At 72.1% G+C, this 18,271-nt stretch carries 20 protein-coding genes; 10 read left to right on the forward strand and 10 right to left on the reverse strand.

Going from position 1 to position 18,271, the window contains the following annotated elements; translation table 11 throughout:
* The first annotated feature begins 35 nt into the window (after window positions 1-35).
* Complete coding sequence (locus AB5J54_RS39625; protein WP_369149609.1) at window positions 36-680, forward strand: response regulator; 645 nt, start codon at window positions 36-38, stop codon at window positions 678-680.
* 118 nt (window positions 681-798) lie between these two features.
* Window positions 799-1,680, forward strand: a complete 882-nt coding sequence (locus tag AB5J54_RS39630) for a hypothetical protein (RefSeq protein WP_369148841.1) — start codon at window positions 799-801, stop codon at window positions 1,678-1,680.
* A gap of 7 nt (window positions 1,681-1,687) precedes the next feature.
* Here the strand turns inward: AB5J54_RS39630 and AB5J54_RS39635 are convergent, their stop codons facing one another.
* Window positions 1,688-2,596 carry a LysR family transcriptional regulator gene (locus AB5J54_RS39635; protein WP_369148843.1) on the reverse strand — a complete coding sequence of 303 codons (909 nt, stop codon included), beginning with the start codon at window positions 2,594-2,596 and terminating at the stop codon, window positions 1,688-1,690.
* Window positions 2,597-2,668: 72 nt separating this feature from the next.
* Between AB5J54_RS39635 and AB5J54_RS39640 the strand changes: the two genes are divergently transcribed.
* Window positions 2,669-3,058: a RidA family protein gene (locus tag AB5J54_RS39640; protein ID WP_369148845.1), complete on the forward strand. Its 390-nt coding sequence runs from the start codon at window positions 2,669-2,671 to the stop codon at window positions 3,056-3,058.
* 6 nt (window positions 3,059-3,064) lie between these two features.
* Here the strand turns inward: AB5J54_RS39640 and AB5J54_RS39645 are convergent, their stop codons facing one another.
* Window positions 3,065-3,409 (reverse strand): ArsR/SmtB family transcription factor, encoded by a 345-nt coding sequence (locus tag AB5J54_RS39645; protein WP_369148847.1) that lies wholly within the window; start codon window positions 3,407-3,409, stop codon window positions 3,065-3,067.
* Window positions 3,410-3,544: 135 nt separating this feature from the next.
* Here AB5J54_RS39645 and AB5J54_RS39650 point away from each other — a divergent pair, with 135 nt between their 5' ends.
* The gene (locus tag AB5J54_RS39650; protein ID WP_369148849.1) at window positions 3,545-4,522 is read left to right on the forward strand and encodes a zinc-binding alcohol dehydrogenase family protein; all 978 of its coding nucleotides are present in this window, start codon (window positions 3,545-3,547) and stop codon (window positions 4,520-4,522) included.
* 96 nt (window positions 4,523-4,618) lie between these two features.
* Here AB5J54_RS39650 and AB5J54_RS39655 read toward each other — a convergent pair whose 3' ends face one another.
* The 4 genes from AB5J54_RS39655 to AB5J54_RS39670 all read right to left on the reverse strand — a co-directional run bounded on the left by AB5J54_RS39655 (window position 4,619) and on the right by AB5J54_RS39670 (window position 8,053).
* Window positions 4,619-5,209, reverse strand: a complete 591-nt coding sequence (locus AB5J54_RS39655) for a hypothetical protein (RefSeq protein WP_369148851.1) — start codon at window positions 5,207-5,209, stop codon at window positions 4,619-4,621.
* A gap of 139 nt (window positions 5,210-5,348) precedes the next feature.
* Window positions 5,349-5,924 (reverse strand): N-acetyltransferase family protein, encoded by a 576-nt coding sequence (locus tag AB5J54_RS39660; protein ID WP_369148853.1) that lies wholly within the window; start codon window positions 5,922-5,924, stop codon window positions 5,349-5,351.
* Window positions 5,925-5,934: 10 nt separating this feature from the next.
* The gene (locus AB5J54_RS39665) at window positions 5,935-6,432 is read right to left on the reverse strand and encodes a hypothetical protein (protein WP_369148855.1); all 498 of its coding nucleotides are present in this window, start codon (window positions 6,430-6,432) and stop codon (window positions 5,935-5,937) included.
* A gap of 100 nt (window positions 6,433-6,532) precedes the next feature.
* The gene (locus tag AB5J54_RS39670) at window positions 6,533-8,053 is read right to left on the reverse strand and encodes an IMP dehydrogenase (protein ID WP_369148856.1); all 1,521 of its coding nucleotides are present in this window, start codon (window positions 8,051-8,053) and stop codon (window positions 6,533-6,535) included.
* Window positions 8,054-8,425: 372 nt separating this feature from the next.
* Here AB5J54_RS39670 and AB5J54_RS39675 point away from each other — a divergent pair, with 372 nt between their 5' ends.
* Both AB5J54_RS39675 and AB5J54_RS39680 read left to right on the forward strand, forming a co-directional pair.
* Entirely contained in the window at window positions 8,426-9,085 is a 660-nt protein-coding gene (locus AB5J54_RS39675; protein WP_369148857.1) for an IS607 family transposase, read from the forward strand.
* A 129-nt stretch (window positions 9,086-9,214) separates the two neighbouring features.
* Window positions 9,215-10,855 (forward strand): hypothetical protein, encoded by a 1,641-nt coding sequence (locus AB5J54_RS39680; protein ID WP_369148858.1) that lies wholly within the window; start codon window positions 9,215-9,217, stop codon window positions 10,853-10,855.
* Here AB5J54_RS39680 and AB5J54_RS39685 read toward each other — a convergent pair.
* Window positions 10,820-11,587, reverse strand: a complete 768-nt coding sequence (locus AB5J54_RS39685) for a helix-turn-helix domain-containing protein (protein WP_369148859.1) — start codon at window positions 11,585-11,587, stop codon at window positions 10,820-10,822. The genes AB5J54_RS39680 and AB5J54_RS39685 overlap by 36 nt on opposite strands.
* A gap of 170 nt (window positions 11,588-11,757) precedes the next feature.
* Between AB5J54_RS39685 and AB5J54_RS39690 the strand changes: the two genes are divergently transcribed.
* Genes AB5J54_RS39690 through AB5J54_RS39700 form a run of 3 tightly spaced genes read left to right on the forward strand, consistent with a single transcriptional unit; the run spans window position 11,758 to window position 14,276 of the window.
* Window positions 11,758-13,260, forward strand: a complete 1,503-nt coding sequence (locus tag AB5J54_RS39690; RefSeq protein ID WP_369148860.1) for an MFS transporter — start codon at window positions 11,758-11,760, stop codon at window positions 13,258-13,260.
* Between the two features lie 10 nt (window positions 13,261-13,270).
* Window positions 13,271-13,651, forward strand: a complete 381-nt coding sequence (locus AB5J54_RS39695) for a VOC family protein (RefSeq protein ID WP_369148861.1) — start codon at window positions 13,271-13,273, stop codon at window positions 13,649-13,651.
* Between the two features lie 55 nt (window positions 13,652-13,706).
* Window positions 13,707-14,276, forward strand: a complete 570-nt coding sequence (locus tag AB5J54_RS39700; protein WP_369148862.1) for a GNAT family N-acetyltransferase — start codon at window positions 13,707-13,709, stop codon at window positions 14,274-14,276.
* Window positions 14,277-14,371: 95 nt separating this feature from the next.
* On the opposite strand, the gene AB5J54_RS39705 is transcribed toward AB5J54_RS39700, so the two are convergent.
* The 3 genes from AB5J54_RS39705 to AB5J54_RS39715 form a co-directional block, all read right to left on the reverse strand.
* On the reverse strand, window positions 14,372-14,953 hold the full coding sequence (locus tag AB5J54_RS39705) for a hypothetical protein (protein ID WP_369148863.1): 582 nt from the start codon (window positions 14,951-14,953) through the stop codon (window positions 14,372-14,374).
* A 169-nt stretch (window positions 14,954-15,122) separates the two neighbouring features.
* The gene (locus AB5J54_RS39710; protein ID WP_369149610.1) at window positions 15,123-16,235 is read right to left on the reverse strand and encodes an ABC transporter substrate-binding protein; all 1,113 of its coding nucleotides are present in this window, start codon (window positions 16,233-16,235) and stop codon (window positions 15,123-15,125) included.
* Between the two features lie 41 nt (window positions 16,236-16,276).
* Complete coding sequence (locus AB5J54_RS39715; protein WP_369148864.1) at window positions 16,277-16,876, reverse strand: TetR/AcrR family transcriptional regulator; 600 nt, start codon at window positions 16,874-16,876, stop codon at window positions 16,277-16,279.
* A gap of 94 nt (window positions 16,877-16,970) precedes the next feature.
* On the opposite strand from AB5J54_RS39715, the gene AB5J54_RS39720 reads away from it, so the two are divergent.
* Window positions 16,971-18,206: an NADH:flavin oxidoreductase/NADH oxidase family protein gene (locus AB5J54_RS39720; RefSeq protein ID WP_369148865.1), complete on the forward strand. Its 1,236-nt coding sequence runs from the start codon at window positions 16,971-16,973 to the stop codon at window positions 18,204-18,206.
* Window positions 18,207-18,271: the final 65 nt, after the last annotated feature.

The following is an 18,271-nucleotide window of genomic DNA, read 5'->3' on the forward strand; positions in this document are numbered from 1 at the left end:
GCCGACCGCCGACGGACCCCGCGTCCCGCGGTCCGCTGCGGATCGTCGTGGCCGACGACTCCGTGCTGCTGCGGGAGGGCCTGGTCCGTCTGCTCGTCGAGGAAGGGCACGAGGTCGTGGACGCGGTCGGTGACGGGCCCTCCCTGGTCGCGGCGGTCCTCGCCCACCGCCCGGACGTGTCGGTCGTCGACGTACGGATGCCGCCGACCCACCGGGACGAAGGGCTGCGCGCGGCCGTCGACGCCCGCTCACGGCTCCCCGGGGCACCGATGCTGATGCTCAGTCAGTACGTGGAGGCGTCGTACGCGGGCGAGCTGCTCGCCGACGGGTGCGGCGCGGTCGGCTACCTCCTCAAGGACCGGGTGGCCAGGGTCGACGAGTTCCTCGACGCGCTGGAGCGGGTCGCCCGCGGCGCGACCGTACTCGACCCCCAGGTCGTCGCCCAGCTCCTCACCGAGCGGCGCCGCGACGACACCCTCGGCGCGCTCACCGCACGGGAACGGCAGATCCTGGCGCTCATGGCCGAGGGCTGCTCCAACGCGTCCGTCGCCCGGCAGCTCGGGGTGACCGCCAGTGCGGTGGAGAAGCACATCGGCAACATCTTCGCCAAGCTCGGCCTGCTGCCCGACGACGCCCACCACCGCCGGGTGCTCGCCGTCCTCAGCTACTTGAAGGGATGACTGCTTGAAGGGATGACGACGGCCCGGTCCACCGCCCTCGGGGGTGGGGTTGTCCCCACCTTCCGGGCTCCGGTCTGCTCCGGTGACCGGGCGGCGTTCGTGCGCGAGCGTGGTCGGCATGACAGCAGCACCCCTGCGGACGGGCTCCGCAGCCCCGTCGCGACCGGCGGCCCTCCATGGCCGCGCCCTCGCCGTCCTCGTCGGCGCCGTCCTGGCCCTCGCCGCCGCCTTCGTCCTCGCCCCGCGCCCGCTGGCGGCGACGGGCCCGGGGGACGACTTCGGCGAGGCGGGGGAGCTCACCGGGGCCTTCCGCGAGGCGTTCGTCGCGTACTGGAGCGCGGGCGAACGGCGCTTCCCACCGGACCTGGACAGGATCGTCGACTACTGGTCCCGCTATCACGTCGCCAAGGGCGTGATCGCCGCGATGCTGTTGACCGTGCTCATCGCCCTGGGCGTGCTGCTCTGGAAGGCCTTCCTCAAGGCCGAAGGGCTCGGAGCGGGGAAGAGGCTCTCGCTCGCCGCGGGAGGCGTTCTCACGACTCTGCTCGCGTTGCTCTCGCTGGCCGCGGTGATGGCCAATGTCCAGGGTGCCGCGGCGCCCTTCGCCTCCCTCCTGCCGATGCTGCCGACCGGTGCGGCCGACGGCGAACTCGCCGGCGTGCTTGCCCAGGTCGGAGGGCGCCTGACCCTCACCCCGAGTGAGGTTGATCAGAATCCGCCCGCTCTCGACGCGATGGTCGGCGACTTCGCCCGCTATCACGAGGCGATGGCTGTGATCGCCGCCACCGTCGCGGTCGGCCTCGTCCTCCTGAGCGCGCTGGCCTGGAAGAGGTTCAGGAGAACGGCGCCGGCCGACCGGCGGACGAGGCGCACGCTCGGGTCGTTCGGTGTCCTCTGGGCGCTCGTCGCGCTGTTCGCGCTCGTGGTCGCGGTGGCGAACACGACCACGGCGGCCGACCCCCGGCCCGCGCTGCTGGCGTTCTTCGAAGGCGGATGGTGACACCCGCTCAAGGCCTCTGCTCCGGACCGGTGCCGAGCACCTCCAACAGGCCTGGGATCAGGGGGTTCTGGGTGTCCTTGCGCCAGGCGGCGGCGACGCGTGTCAGCGTGGCGTCGAGATCGATCCTGCGGTAGGCGACCCCCTTGAGGCGGATGCGGCGGACGCTCTCGGGAGCCAGCGAGACGCCCAGACCGGTCTCCACCAGGGCGCAGACGGTCTGCCACTCCACGGCGTGCTGCACCACCTCGGGCGTGAAGCCCGCAGCAGCGCACAGGCCGGCGATCTGGTCGTACAGCGACGGGCCGACCGTACGAGGCAGGAGGACGAAGGGCAGGTCGGCCAACTGCTCGACGCGCACGGTCCGTTGTCGTGCGAGGGGATGCGCCGACGGCAGGACCGCCACGAACGGTTCGGTCAGTACGGTGGCGAAGCCGAGTGCCGCGTCATCGGCGGGTGGTTCGCGCAGCAGCCCCACGTCGATGGTCCGCTCGCGCAGCGCGGCCAGTTGGGGGGTCGTGGTCATCTCCTGGATGTCCAGGCGCACGGCGGGGAAGCGCTCGTGGAAGGTCCGGAGCAGGCCGGGCAGGACGGTCAGGGCGAGGGATGCGGCGAATCCGATGCGCAGCCTGCCCGCTCTCCCGCTGCCGGCTTCCCGGGCCGCGGCGAGGCCGTCCGCCAGGCCCGTGAGGGCGTGCCGGGCCGGGGGGAGGAGTTCCCGCCCCGCTGGGGTGAGGGCGACCCGGCCGGGTTCGCGGCTGAACAGAGGGTGGCCGACCTTGTCCTCCAGGCGGCGGATCTGCTGGCTCAGGGGTGGCTGGGCGATGCCGAGGCGGGTGGCGGCGTGGCCGAAGTGGAGCTCCTCGGCGAGCACGACGAAGGCGTACAGCTGCGCGAGGGGGATTTCGGGGCGGTCCATACGCTCAGTGATATCACTCCACACCAGATCGTGTATTAGACGTATCCTCGCAGGTCACCTAGCGTTCGGCGCATGACAGAGCGACGTTCCCTCCTCAGCGGCTCCACGTTCGAAGAGCAGATCGGCTATGCCCGCGCCGTGATCGACGGCGACTGGGTGCACGTCTCCGGGACGACCGGATTCGACTACACCACGATGACGATCTCCGAGGACGTGGTCGAACAGGCCGAGCAGTGCCTGCGCAACGTCGAGGCCGCCCTCGTGGAGGCGGAGTGCACCTTCGCCGACGTGGTCCGCGTGCGCTATCTGCTGCCGGACCGCGCCGACTTCGAGCCCTGCTGGCCGGCGCTGCGCCGGGCCTTCGGCGAGGTCAGGCCGGCCGCCACGATGCTGATGTGCGGCCTCGCCGACCCGCGTATGAAGATCGAGATCGAGGTGTATGCGCGACGGGCCGCCGCGTAAGGGCGCTCAGTCCGAGTCGTCGGCGCGCAGGGTGAGGGCGAGGAGTCCGGGGAAGCGGGCGTCGAACTCCTCGCGGCGGAGGCGGTTGAGCCGCTTCGGGCCCTGGTCGCGCTGTTCGACGAGGCCCGCGCCGCGCAGGACGGTGAAGTGGTGGCTCTTGGCGGCCCGGCCCACGGGGACGTCGAAGTTGCTGCAGCTGAGCGTCCAGTCGGGCTGGGCGGCCAGTTCGCGGATCAGCTGGAGGCGCACGGGGTCGGCGAGCGCGGACAGTGCGGTGAGGAGTGCGACGTCATCGGGGTGCGTGTGCACGGGCGCCGCACGATGGCCCGCGCCTCCCTCTCGCTCCGGCATCCCGCCTCGTCCTTTCGTCGCGACCCGCTCGCTTGCCCAATGTTCGATGACCATCATACAGTGCGGGTGTTCGCTTTTCGTTGAACACTCCGTTCGAGCTCTCCGTCCGAGCTCTGCCTGAAGGGTGGTTCGTCCATGCGCGCGATCGAGTTCCACGAGTACGGCGGTCCCGAGGTGCTGCGGGTCGTCGAGGCCACGACACCGCGGCCGGGCCCGGGCCAGGTGGCCATCGACGTCGCCTGGGCGGGGGTGAACTTCGCCGACGTCAAGGCGCGCGCCGAGGGATACCGCGTCGACGAACTGCCCTACCGCCCCGGCCTGGAGGTCTCCGGACACGTCCTGGCGGTCGGAGAGGGAGTCGACGGCCTGGAGGTCGGCCAGGAAGTCGCCGCCCTCGTCGGCGGGGGCGGATACGCCGAGGTGGTCCTCGCCCGGGCCGAGTCCGTCTTCCCGCTCCCCGAGGGCCTCGACCGTAGGACCGCGGCGACGCTCCCCACGGTCCTGCCCACCGCGCACGCCCTGATCCACGAAGTGGGCCGGCTCCGCACCGGGGAGAGCGTCCTGGTGCACGGAGCGGCGGGCGGCATCGGTACCGCCGTCGGCCAGCTGGCCCGGGCGGCCGGCGCCGGCGCCGTCTACGGCGTCGCCTCCACCGAGGAGAAGGCCGCGTACGCCCTGAAGTACGGCTACGACGAGGTCTTCCGGCCCGACACCTTCGCCGAGGACGTCCGACGGGCCACCGGCGACAGGGGAGTCGACCTCGTCCTCGACCCCGTCGGCGGGGACACCCTGCGCCGCGGCCTGAACGCCCTGGCCCCCTTCGGGCGCCTCGTCTCCTTCGGCAACGCCGGTGGCGGCGCACCCTGGCAGGTCGGCCAGCCCGAGCTGTACGGCCAGGGCCACGCCGTCGCGGGCTTCTCCGTCCTGTCCCTCGCGCAGACCGCCCCCGCCGCCGCCCGCGCCCTGACCGAGCGGGCCCTGCGCGCGGTCTCGGAGGGGGCCGTGACCCTCCCCGTCACCGCCGAGTTCCCCCTGGCCGAAGCGGCCGAAGCCCACCGGCTCCTGGGCGGTCGCACCTCCACGGGCAAGCTGCTGCTCCGGGTGAAGGACTGAACGCGCCCGATCGAACGCCGGTCGCTCCGGGCGCGGTTCAGGCCGGCCGGCACGTCCTGCTCCGCGCCGGAGGGCGGCAGGCGCGCGCACGCGGATTCACAGCTGGTGGATCCAGGCGATGACCAGGACGACGCCGGCAGCCGACGACACCAGGAGGGCGAACACGGGACCCGCCCCCACCCTGCGCCCCCACAGCCGGCCCGCCAGTCGCGAGCGCAGCCGGTCGATGAGCCAGAGGGCGCCCAGGCCGGCGGCCGCGAACGGCAGGGCGACGAGGAAGTGCGTGATCCAGGCCCCCGCCAGAGTCGGGCCGCCCCAGGAATGGTCGTACGGGCCCTGGTCGACGAGCCCGTACAGCACCCCGCGCAGCACGAACAGGACCTCGATGCCGACGGGGATGAGGGCGAGCAGCCCCAGCGGCACGCACACCAGCGCGTGCGCGAGCAGGCGCCCCGCCCCGGGCCGCCGGGCCACGGCGGGCAGTGCCGGATCCGGCTCGTCGACCCGGGCCCAAAAGGCGCGTGCCCTGTCCGACCGCCCGGCCACGACGGCCCCGACCGTCACCACCGCGGCCGGAAGCAGCGCCGCGGCATACCCCACCCGGCGCGCGAATCGCGCGGTGCGCGCGGGCGAAGCGGAGCCCGAGGCCCGCGAGTTGCGAGCGCGCCGTGCGGCAAGGAATGACATGGCCTGTCCCCGTTCTCGTGATCGCCGGCCGCTGCCGACGCCCGGAGAGTAGGGGGAGGCCTCCGTCGACCACGTCACACCACGGTGCCAAGGCGCCGTCGTACCCGAGTAGGGGGTCAGGTGTCGCGGTCGACCCCGCTCAGTCCTGCCGGCGGAAGTCCAGCATGCAGAAGACCTTGTCGTAGCGGCGTTCGCCGACCGCGACGAAGTCAGGCAGCCGGCCGTACTCCGTGAAGCCCAGCGTCCGGTAGAGGTGCAGCGCGTCGGCGTTGTCGCCGCGGGCGTCCAGGGTGAGGACCTCGATCCCCGCCTCCCGGGCGTCGGCGATCAGCGCGGCGGTCAGCGCCCGGCCGACGCCGAGACCCTGGGCGGCGCTGTCCACCGCGAGCTTCTCGAGGTCGGCGTGCGGTCGATGCGTCGGCCGCGCGTAGCGGAGCCAGTATCCGAAACCGACGAGCCGACGGTCGACGTAGGCGGCCCGGAGGGCCCCGTCCCCGGTCCGCACGGTGGCGAGGACATCGTCCACGAGCTCCGCCGCCTCGTCCGGTGAGGGCGGTTCGACCCAGCCCAGCGCGGCCCCGCCACGGACCAGGTCCGCGAGGATCCGGTGGGCCGACTCGACGAACCCTTCCCGCAGGCCGGCGTCGGAGGTCAGCTCCACCGCGTCGAGGAGGGCGGGCCGGGGGGTCGCGTCGTGGGGCATGGCGGGCTTCATGATCGACAGCCTAGTCATCCCGGAGGCCGGGCTGACGCCGGCGCTTGCGGTTCGGCCGGTGCGGGCGGACGAGGGTGTCGAGAGCGCCCACGGCAGCCCGGACGTGCGCGGGATCGTGCGGGGTGCGCCCGCCCGCACACCACCAGGACGGCTGCCCGTCCACCTCGTGCAGATGCATGCCGAGACCGTGCTCTGCGCACAGCGGCCATGCCTGCCAGAGAAGCTCGGAGACGGTGTCCTGCGCGGCGTCGGCGATGGCCGCGAGCGCGCACACGGGATCGTCCGCCGACTCCGGCTCCAGGAAGTTGCCGTGCCACTCGCCGTTGGCCATGGCCACGTAGACGTTCTCGGCCTCCCCGTACACGGGCGCTTCCAGCAGCCGCAGGGTCTCCTGGTCCGGCAAGGTCGCCGCGAGGTCCCGGTTGACGAGGGCGAGAGCCTCGTCCCACAGCGGGTACTGGCCGAGCAGGACGGGGCGGGGCGTGGACGATTCGAAGAAGGGGCTCACGGAGACCATCCTGCACGGCACGACGCCGACAACGCCCGGCCTTTTCGGCCCTCGTCCACAGGGCACCGGCCGGGACGGGTCGCCGCCCCGGCCGGTCGGATCACTCCCCGGAGTCGATCGTCGGGCGGCGCAGCTGCACCTCGGCACCGGTCTGCTTGAAGGATTCCGCCGACACCGGAACGAGCACCGCGTCGCGGTGGAAGTCCCGCAGGTTCGTCGAACCGCAGCTGATCATCGTCGACGTGAGCTTCGCCCGGGTCCGCTCCACGTTGTCGTACAGGCTGCCCGCGTAGGGCACATAGCCGTCGACGCCCTCCTCGAAGACCATCTGACCGCGCTGGCCGTACCGGGCCGCGTTCTGCGCGCGCCGCGAGCCCTCGCCCCAGTACTCCTTGTACCACTGGCCGCCGATCTGCATCTTCCGCGACGGGCTCTCGTCGAGGCGGGCGAAGTAACGGCCGAGCATGATGAAGTCCGCGCCCATCGCCAGGGCCATCGCCATGTGCGAGTCGTTCAGCAGACCGCCGTCGCAGCACAGCGGCACGTACACCCCGGTCTCCTGGGCGTAGGCGTCGCGCGCCTCCACCACGTCGAGCAGCGCGGAGGCCTGGCCGCGGCCGATGCCCTTCTGCGCCCGGGTGGTACAGATGGCGCCGCCGCCGATCCCGACCTTCACGAACGCCGCGCCGGCGTCGGCCAGGTACCGGAAGGCCCGCCCGTCCACGACGTTCCCCGCACCCACGTGGACGTCGTCGCCGTACGTCTCCCGCGCGAACTCGACGGTCTTCGCCTGGTAGACGGAGTAGCCGTCGGAGGAGTCCAGGCACAGCACGTCCGCGCCGGCCTCCACCAGGGCGGGGATGCGGTCCTTGAAGTCACGGGAGTTGATGCCGGCGCCCACGCGCAGCCGCTTCTCGGCGTCCACGCTCGCCCGGTGGTACGTCTTATGCGCCTGGTAGTCCCGCTTGAGGACGAGGGAGACGACCCGGCCGTCCTCCAGGACGGGAAGGACGTCCAGATGGTGCTGCCAGATCAGCTCGTTCGCGTCGGACAGGGAGACGGTGGCCGGCGCGGTGACCAGGCCGTCGCGGCCCCGCATCCGGTTTCCGGCGGTCTCGGACGCCCCGTGACGCTCCAGATGGAAGTCGTCGAGGCTGATGATCCCGAGGAACTCGCCGTCCGCGTCACCGGTCGCCGTGACCACGGCCACGCCCTGCTCGGTGTCGGCCAGCTGCCGGGCGACCTCGCCGAGCGGCGTCGTCGGGGCCACGGTGACCTCGCAGGTCCGGAAGCCGGCCTTGTGCCGCTTCACCGCCCGCACGTCCGCGGCCTGCTCCTCGATCTGCTGGTTCTGATGGACGAACGACAGCCCGCCGACCTGCGCGAGCGCCACCGCGAGCGTCGGTGACGACACCGCCTGCATGATGGCGCTCACCATGGGGGTGGCGATCCGGATTCCCGGCTCCTCACCGACCCGGTGACGCACCAGCGGCGCCCCGAGATCCACATTGTCCGGTGTGCAGTCTTCTGTGGTCAGGCCGGGGATGAGGAGGTACTCACTCAGCGTACGAGAGATCTCGGGAAGGATTTTCACATCGTCTCCAGCAAGGAGCCTGCACACCGTTCAACGACGGAACGGCGGGGCTCGTACGGGCAGTGCGGATCGATGCCGGCCGGTAGCGCACTGACGGAAGGAGACGCTCCGGAAACCCGGGAGCGGGCGCGCCCGGCGAGGGCAGTGCCGTCACGCGCAGCCGAATCGACGGCGGACGCACGACAGACCCGGATCCCACGGTGAGGCACAGGCGTTGACTTCCATTACGCCATACGTGATCTTAGCGCACTGCCCGTGTGCACCCGTCGGCGCAGGGCGACGAGCGCTTCCGCGGACGAGGCGTCGTCGGGGGTGTAGATCTCCAAGCGGTGGCCGGGACTGTCGGGTTGGTAGCAGTTGATTCGGTTATAGGCCACGGTAGGTCATACAGTCGCCCACATGAGTGACAAGGCTGAGGACTGGGTCTCTGCGGGCAAGGCGGCGAAGCGGTTGGGGGTGTCCACTCGGACGCTGCGCCGCTACACCCTGGAGGGGGTATTGGAGGATCGGCGTTCGCCGGGCGGGCGTCGGGTGTTCCGGGTCGCGGATCTGAACGCGCTCGCGCGGCGGCGGGGTAACCCGGTGGTGCCGGCGTCTGGGGGCGTGGTGCTGTACGGGCGGGTGTCCTCGCACCGCCAGCGCGCCGAGGGGGCTCTGGAACGTCAGATGGAACGGCTCCGTGCGGCGGCCGGGGGCCGGGTCGTGGCCGGGGAGTTCACCGATGTCGCCTCCGGGCTGTCGGACAAGCGCAAGGGGATGAGGCGGGCGCTGCGTGCGTGTCAGGCCGAGGGGGTGACTTCGCTGTTGGTGACACACGACGAGCGTCTGGCCAGGTTCGGGACCGGCTTGCTGGCGGAGGTGGTGTTGCCGTCGTGGGGGTGCCGGCTGGAGATCGTGGGCGGGGATGAGGAGTTGGAAGGGAGCGAGGAGGGGGACTTGGTCCGGGACATGCTCGCTGTCGTGACCTCCTTTTCAGGGCGGCTGTACGGGGCGCGGTCGGCGAAGGCCCGCGCGTTGACGGCGGCGGTCAAGTCCATCACAGGAGAGGGTTATTTGTAGGCCACGCTTGGTCATGTATAGGATCTTCCTTGTTGATTGTGGATCAGCTCCGGAAGGGGGTCGTGATCGTGGCGAGGAAGCGCAGCGGCAAGAGGCGCGAACTCCGTACGATCGCGGCCCCCTTCACTGTTGCCGCTCCGGCCGGAGCCCGCATACGCGACCGCGCCAAGGTCGAGGCCCAGGACGCGTACGTGCTGCGCGCGGTCGGCGAGCACCTCGGCCACCATCAGCGGGCGGGCCGACCTCGCCGAGCGCATCAGCCTGGGCAAGGTCGCGGTGAAGGACAACCAGCGCGCCCCGCGCAAGAAGTCCCTCACGGCGGTGTCCTCCTCCCGCTGGGCCGGCGCGATGACCCGGGCCAGCGAGGACCAGTACCAGCTCTCCACGCGTGCCCTGTTCGACGAGCGCGCGTCCCTGCGTCGGGCCGTGCACGCTGTCGAGAAGCGGCTGGCCGCCCAGTGTGGGCAGCGCTCCAAGAGCGGGACGCGCGGCTATCGCAGCCAAGCCGAACGCTTCGAGAAGCAGCGCCGCCTCCAGGTCCTCAAGGGCCGCCTCGCGGCCGTCGAACGGCGCATCGAGGCCGGACGCCCGTCGGTCGTCATCGGAGGGCGGCGCCTGCTCAAGACCCGCCACGGCCTCGCGGACGCGCAGCTCACCGAGGAGCAGTGGCGCACACGGTGGGAGTCCGAGCGGCTGTTCCTCACCGCTGACGGCGAGTCCGGCGCACCGCACGGCAACTACACCATCACCGTCCACCCGGAGACGGGCGAGGTGACGATGGTGCTGCCCGAGCCCTTGCGGCATCTGGCGAACGCACCCCGGGGCCGGTACCGGTTCTCCTTCACCGTCACCTTCCACCACCGCCGTGAGGAATGGCTAGACCGGGCGACCGGCGATCGGGCCGTCCGCTACGACTTCGTCCATGCCCCCGGCCGTGACCGCTGGTACCTCGACGCCTCCTGGGGCACCGAGGACGCCGCCCTCCTCACCCCGGACGAGATCCGCGCGGGTGGCGGCAGTCTCCTCGGCGTCGACCTGAACGCCGACCACCTTGCCGCCTACGTCCTCGACACCCACGGCAACCCCGTCGGCGCCCGGATCACCGTCCCCCTCGACCTGACCGGACCGACGAGCCGGCGGGACGGCCGGCTGCGAGCCGCGATCTCCGAACTGCTCCGCATCGCCCGTACCCACCACTGCGCGGGTATCGCGATCGAGAACCTCGGCTTCGACGACGCCCGCGCCACCGGACGCGAGACCATGGGCCGCGGCGCGCGCGGGAAGAAGTTCCGCCGCACTGTCGCCGGCATCCCCACCACCCGGTTCCGCGAGCGCCTGCGCTCGATGGCCTTCCACGCCGGGCTCGTCGTCATCGCCGTCGACCCCGCCTACACCTCCGTCTGGGGTGGCAGGTACTGGAAGGCCCCGCTCCAGAAGCAGAACCAGCAGACCACGGTCACCCGCCACCACGGCGCATCGGTGACCATCGGCAGACGCGCCCTCGGGCATCGAGCACGGCGTCGGCCAGGTGTGACCGCACATGACCAGAGGATCGTCGCGCGGAGAGCTACCGGCCAGGCCCTGCCCATCCCGGCGGCGCGTGGGACAGCGAGCCCACCCAGGACAGCGAGCACGCCCGCCAGGGGCGGCAAGACTCGACCGGACCTCGGTGGCCAACTCGCGCTGTTCCCAGACCCCGAACACCGTTCGCGGGGTCACCGGACCAGTCCGGTTTCATGTGATTCGACCAACAACGGCCGACATCGCTAAGAACGGTTGCAGCCAGACCTGGTACGCGACGTTCACGGCGCCGACGACGGGGTGCCGCAGACGCATGTCGCCGACGGTGCAGTCGGCGACCTCGACGCTCGCCCACAGGCCGGCGAACCGGTCGCTGCGCATGCTGAGTTCACCGATGAGGTTCGCGAGCCGCGCGTCGGTCGGGAAGCGTCCGGCCGTGAGCCGGAGGTAGGCGACGTGGATGCGGGCCAGCTCCTCCCAGTTGCGGTGGAGATCCCGGGCGAGGGGGTCGAGGAAGAACATCCGCGGAATCGACGGGCGGGTGCCGGGGCTTTCGGGCGCCGCGAAGCCGACGTGTCCGGCGAGGAGGGCGTGGCCGGTGCGGTTCCAGGCGAGGACGTCTCCGCGTCTGCCGAGCAGGAGCGCGGGGGTCGTCTCGGCCAGCGAGGCGAGCAGGGAGAGCACACGGGGGTGGGCTTCCTCCGGCGGTGGTTCGGCCAGCCCGGTGCCGCCGGGCTGCCGGGCGAGGTTGTGGAGGTGCGCGGTCTCCACCTCGTCCAGTTCCAGTACGCGGGCGAGCGCGCCGAGCACCTGCGCGGAGGCGGTCTCGGCGAGGCCCTGCTCCAGCCGGGTGTAGTAGCCCGCGCTGACCCCCGCCAGGTGGGCCAGTTCTTCGCGGCGCAGTCCGGGGACGCGGCGGGCGGTCCCGTAGGTGCGCAGTCCGATCCGGTCGGGGGTGATCCGGTCGCGACGGCTCTTCAAGAATGCTCCGAGGCTCTCCACCCGTCGAGCCTAGGCAGTCCCGGCCGCGGGTGGGTGTACCTGTCGGGTGTACCCACGGCGGGTGGCTGGTCGCCGGCGGCGCCGGGGCCGAGCGTGGCCGGCATGACGCGACCCACTTCACCTACGGCCGACGCCCGAGCGTGGCCGGCATGACGCAACCCCCCTCACGTCCGACCGACGCCCGTGCGTGGCTCGGTCTGCTGGTCGTCCTCGGCCCCGTCCTGCTGGTCTCGATGGACGGCTCCATCCTCTTCCTCGCGATGCCGCGGATCGGTCGGGCGCTGGAGCCCAGCGCCGGTCAAGCACTGTGGATCCTGGACGTGTACGGCTTCGCCGTGGGCTCCCTGCTCATCGCCTTCGGGAACATCGGCGACCGGTACGGCCGGCTCAGGCTCCTCGTGACCGGAGCGGTCCTCTTCGGCGTCGGCTCGGCAGCCGCCGCGTTCGCCCCGACGCCGGAGCTGCTCATCGGCGCCCGCGCCGCGATGGGGATCGCGGGAGCCACCCTGCTTCCGTCGGCGCTCGCGGTCCTGAGCGAACTGTTCGACGACCCGAGGCGACGGGCGCGCGCCGTCGGCGTCTTCGCCGCGGCCTTCGCGGCGGGGTTCGCGATCGGCCCCGTCGTCGGTGGCGTCCTCCTCGAACGCTTCTGGTGGGGATCGGTCTTCCTGGTCAACCTCCCCGTGATCGCCCTGTTCCTGTCCTTCGCGCCCGGTCTCCTCCGCGAGGTGCGGGCGAACCGCCCCGGACGCGTCGACCCCGTCAGCGTGGTGACCTCGGCACTCGGTCTGCTGCTCGCGATCTACGGGCTCAAGCACGCCGCGGCCGAGGGGATGACGGCGGCGGCGGTGCTCGCGGGAGCCGCCGGCATGGGCGTACTGACCTGGTTCGGCGTGCGGCAACGACACCTGGAGCATCCGCTGATCGACTTCTCCCTCTTCCGCGACCGCGTCTTCACGGTCGCGGTGGTCACCGGCCTCCTGCCCCTGGCCGCATGGTCGGCCACCGCCTACCTGGCAGGCCTCTACCTGCAGTCCGTCCTCGACGTCCCCGTCCTGCGCGCAGCCCTGCTGGCGCTGCCGGGGGCCGGCGTCCTGACGGTGACCTGCATCCTCACCCCGGCCCTGGTCGACCGCATCGGCAGGCGCACCGCCCTGCTCGTCTGCCACTCCTCCATCGCCACCGGTCTCCTCCTGCTCCTGCCCGCGTCCGCCACCGGCGGGACCGGCTGGTACATCGCCTCCACGGCGACCGCCGGTGTCGGCTACGGCATCTCCTTCGCCGTCGTCGCCGACACCGCCGTCGGAGCGGTCCCACCCGAGCGGGCGGGTTCGGCGGGTGCGATCGCCGAGACCAGCAACGAGCTCGGCAACGCCCTGGGGATCGCCCTCCTCGGCTCGCTCGCCGCCCTGTTGTTCCGTCTGCAGGGCCCCGACCTCGCCCCGACCCTGGACGCGACGCTGCGCCTGCCGGGCCTGGCGGGCACGACGGCCGCCGACGCCAAGTCCGCCTTCGTCACCGGCATGCGCGTGGTGGCGGCCGTGGCCGCCGTACTGCATCTCGCCCTCGGCCTGGTCGCCCTGCGGTGGCTCCCGAGACCCACCGGGGAGGAGCCGGGCGCCCACGTGCGGACGAAAACCGCCACGGCATAGGCTCGCCCTCATGTTTTCGGTGGTGCAGAACATGGCGATCGACTGTGCGGACCCCTATGAGCTGGCGCGGTTCTGGAGCGCGGTGACGGGCCGGCCGCTGGGTCCGGAGGACAGGCCGGGCGCCCGGGAGACACAGGTGCTCCTCGCCCAGGGCCCGGTGCTGTACTTCAACCGGGTGCCCGAGCCGAAGACGGTCAAGAACCGGCTCCATCTGTGCCTGCGCCCCGAGACCTCGCGCGATCAGGAGGTGGAGCGACTCCTCGGCCTCGGCGCCACGTTCGTGGGGGACCACCGGAATCCCGACGGCTCGGGCTGGGCCGTCCTCGCCGACCCCGAGGGCAACGAGTTCTGCGTCCTGCGCAGCGACTCCGACCGGGCGGCCGGGTCGTGAGCACCGGCCGGACGGGTCGGTGCCGGGTGAAATGCCCGCTGCATATGATCAGTTCATGAATGCCTCTGTCGTCCTTCGCGCGGCCGCGACGCCGGCCTCTCCCGCTCTCGTCCTCCGTCCCTGGCGCATGGAGGACGTCGCCGCACTGGTCGAGGTGGGCCGGGATCCGGGATTGCGCCTGTGGGCGGATTCCGGCGTGGACGACGAAGCCGAAGCGGCGGCACAGTGGGTGCGAGCCCAGCAGCGGGGCTGGACGGCGGGGGACCGGTTGGGCTTCGCCGTTCTCGCCGAGGAACCGGGTTCGGTGCACGGACAGTTGGTCGGCAGTGTGGTCCTGAAGGAAGCCACTCCCGGCGAACCGGCGGCGGAGGTGGGCTACTGGACCGCGGCCCGCGCTCGTGGGCGAGGAGTGGCCCCCCGCTCCTTGGAGGCCCTCACCGGCTGGGCCTTCGACACCTTCGAGGCCGACGGTCTTGAGCGTCTCGAACTCCTGCATCAGGTGGACAACCCGGCGTCGTGCCGGGTCGCGCAGAAGACCGGGTACGACTTCGACAGCATCCTGCCCGCGTCGCCTCCCGCCTTCCCCCACGACGGCCACCTGCACATTCGGCGCGCGAGCGCCTGAGGCCCTCCCGGCTCCCGGAAGCGATCGGGTCGTGGGGCGGCCCGTGACGTCATGACGCTCACGGGCCGCCCCGGCCGGTCTCCTACGTCAGCGTGTCACCACTGACAGTGCACGTGGGTGCCGTGGTCCTTGTCGCCGGGGCCGAGGACCAGCTTGGCGCCGAGCTTGCGGCAGGCGTTCATGAACCCGCGGTGATCGGCCTTCTTGCCCACGTGACGGCCGTTGATCCAGGTCACGTCGACCGCGCGGCCCAGGTAGTGCTTGGAGGTGGCGCTGTGCCTTCCACCGACGAACTCCGAGACCTGGAACTTGTAGCGGTACTGGCTGTTGAGCTTCAGGACACCGTTGAGCATCCGCGTGTCGAGCGCCACCCGCGAGCCGTTCTTGTGACCCCAGGGGCTGGTCCTGGCCGCACGCCCGTTGGAGACGTCGACCAGGTTCTGCCGCGGGAGGGACGCCTTGTCGGTGCCGCCCCCGTGCGACGTGGCGTAGGTGATGCCCTTCGCGTTCAGGATGGAACGGGCCAGCCGGGCCGATTCGCTCGCCGGCTTGGCGGGTGCGCGATGCCGGGCCGCTTCTCCGTGCTTCCCCGGGGAGGGATCCGCTGTCGCGGCCGGCCCTGCGGCGAGGGCGACGGCCGAGACGGCGGCAGCGACGCAGACAGCGAGACGGTTCATGGATGGGTCTCTTTCCTCTGTGGACGGGCGGAACGATCAAGAGGAAAGCAGGTGACCAGGCGATATCCGGCGAACCAGGGGGTTTCCCACTCGATCGGGGTACCCCGATGTCAACGTCCCGTGGCATAGTCCGCACGATCGTGGGGCGGTCCGAGGTGGTGCGGATCCCTCAGTCGGAGTGGAGGACCCGGAAGCGATCGGGCTCTGCCGGGTCCCGGTCGACGACCTGGATCGGGGCCCACGTCCACTGCCACACGCCGATGCCCGGCGCGCGGGAGAAACGGATGGGCCCGCGTGTGCCCTCGACGGTCACGCGCGGCCAGGACTCGGCGACGGCCGCCCGGTCCGTGCCGTGGGAACGCAACGCCTCGGCGAGGACGGTGATCGTGTCCCAGCCCTCGAAGGCGACGAAGGAGGGCGCCTCGCCGAGCCGTTCGGCGAGTTCCTTCCCGACGCGCTCGCCCAGCGGTCCGAGCCGCTCGGGCAGATAGCGCAGGAACGGGATCCCGGCGCCGTCCTCGCCGAGCGCCGCGGCCCATCCCGCGAACTCCGGCTGCCCGGCCGGAGCGCCGATCAGCAGCTCCGCGAGCCGCCGGTCGCCCCGTACGGCCCGGACGATCGGCACCGCGGGCTCCGGGCTGCCGACCAGCAGGAGGAGTGCCGCGGCGCCGTGGTCGACGAGCGCGTCGCACAGGGCCTCGGGGGTCAGCGCCGTGGCGTCGAGTTCGACGACGCTGCCGCCCCGGGAAGCCAGATGGTCCCGCAGGACGCGGGTGCCGGTCGCCCAGTAGACGCTCGGCTGCGTGGCCACGGCGATCCGGGGCCGACCCGAGGCGAGGAGGAAGTCCGCGTAGATCCGCCAGCCGCGCGACTGCGCCGGGGCCAGGCGTGCGACCCGGTCCGTCGGCTCCTCGGTGAGCGCGTCGAGCACCGCCGACGAACACAGGAACGGCAGACCGAGGGCGTCGGCCCGGGCGGCGGCCGCGCGGGCGACGACGCTGTGGTACTCACCCGCCACGGCGGCCACGCCGAGGCCCGCCAGTTCGTCCACGGCCGCAGCGGCCCGCTCGGGGTCGGCCGCGGTGTCCCGCACCACGAGCTCCAGGGGCCTGCCGTCGATCCCGCCCGCGTCGTTGACCTCGCGCACGGCCAGTTCGAGTCCCGCGAGCAGATGACGGCCCGCCTCGACCCAGCCGGGCGGCGTGAGCGGGACGAGCGCACCCAGGCGGACGGGGGAGCCGTTCTTGTGCCGGGCTTCGGACGGAGATGATGGCGTGTTCATGGTGACCATGGGAACCATGTGCGCGGCTCCTGGGCAACCGGTTATTCCTCCGTCGCTCGCAGTGCCGGTGAGGCGGTGAACAGGGCGGACACCGCCGCCTTCACCTGTCCGGCGACCACCTCGGGGGAGGAGGCGTCCAGCTTGCCGTCGAGGTGCAGGAACGCCAGGCCGTGGACGAGTGCCCACACGGTCGTCGGGAGGGGGCCCGTCTCGTCCGCGCCGGGGAACGCGTCGCGGACGATGCCGCGGACGTACTCCGTGATGACGGCGGTCGCGGCGACCCGCTCCTCGCTGGTCGGATCGCAGGGCTCGGCGAACATCGCCCGGAACAGCGCCGGGTGGTCGAGCGCGAACCGCACGTAGACGACGGCGACGGCCGCCAGGTCGTCGGGCGTCGAGGGCGCGGGATGGGCCGCGGCCAGGTGCTGGGCGAGTTCGCGGTACCCGTCCGCCGCGACCGCGGAGACGAGTGCGTCCCGGTCCGCGTAGTGGCGGTAGGGGGCGGTGGCCGACACGCCCGCGCGTCGGGCGACCGCGCGCAGCGAGAGTCCCGCGCTGCCGTCCTCCTCCAGGAGTTCCCGTGCGGCGCGCAGGCAGGCGGCGCGCAGATCGCCGTGGTGATACGTACCGGTTTGCGACATAGGTCACACTCTTTTATGTTTGCGCCGCTTACATCGGGGCTTAATGTTTGTGGTGCATACATCGTAGGCGGGGGAGAAGAAAGAGGGAACCGGAATGACCAGCGAGCTGTTCGCGCCGCTGCCCCTGCGCTCCGGGCAGATACTGAACAACCGCATCGCGAAGGCGGCCATGGAGGAGAACATGGCCGGTGACGGCCAGCTCCCCGACCGGCGGCTGCTGACCCTGTACCGCCGATGGGCCGCCGGCGGCACCGGGCTGCTGATCACCGGCAACGTGATGGTGCACGCCGAGGCGCTGACCGGCCCCGGCGGAGTCGTCCTCGACGAGCACGCGCCCCTGGCGCCCTTCGCCGAGTGGGCCGAGGCCGGAAAGTCCGGCGGCGGCGCCGTCTGGATGCAGATCAACCACCCCGGCCGCCAGGTCGCCTCGGACATGCCCGGCGTCGTGTGGGGCCCGTCCGACGTCGCCGTCGACCTGGGCAGGCACAGCGGCCGCTTCGGCCGGCCGACCGCCATGACCCCGCAGCAGATCGAGGACACCGTGGCCCGGTTCGCCGTCACGGCCCACCGCGCCGAGCAGGCCGGCTTCGACGGGGTCGAGATCCACGCCGCGCACGGCTATCTGCTCTCGCAGTTCCTGTCCCCGCTCGTGAACAAGCGGACCGACCGGTGGGGCGGATCCCTGGAGAACAGGGCCCGGATGCTCCTCGACGTCGTCCGCGCGGTGCGCGCGGCCGTCTCGCCGTCCTTCGCGGTCGCGGTGAAGCTCAACTCCGCCGACTTCCAGCGCGGCGGATTCGAGGCCGACGACGCGCGCCAGGTGATCGAACTGCTCGAACCGCTGGGCGTGGACCTGGTCGAACTCTCCGGCGGCAGCTACGAGAGCCCGGCGATGGCCGGCCGTCCCGCCGACGACCGCACGCGCGCCCGTGAGGCCTACTTCCTGGACCAGGCCGAGGACCTGGTGAGGACCAGCCCCCTCCCGCTGATGCTCACCGGCGGCATCACCCGGCGCGCCACGGCCGAGAAGGTCCTCGACAGCGGCGTCGCGGTCGTCGGGATGGGCACCGCCCTCGCCGTCACCCCGGACCTGCCCGACCGCTGGAGGAGCGATCGCGAGGCCGAGCGGCAGCTCGCGCCGGTGACCTGGTCGGACAAGACCCTCGCCTCGGCCGCCGGGATGGCGCAGGTCCGCCATCAGATGCGCCGCCTCGCCCGCGGCAGCGAGCCCAGGCCCGGTACGCATCCGGCGATCGCCCTCGTCTCCGAGTACCGGAAGCAGCGGGTGGCCCTGCGCGGCTACCGCGCCTGGCTGTCCACGAGCCGCTGAGCGGGGAACTTCCCGACCCTCGCACGCGTTCCGGAAGGCGACCTGATCGTTTTCTGATGTGTGAC

This window comes from Streptomyces sp. R44 (assembly GCF_041053105.1).
Taxonomy (GTDB): domain Bacteria; phylum Actinomycetota; class Actinomycetes; order Streptomycetales; family Streptomycetaceae; genus Streptomyces.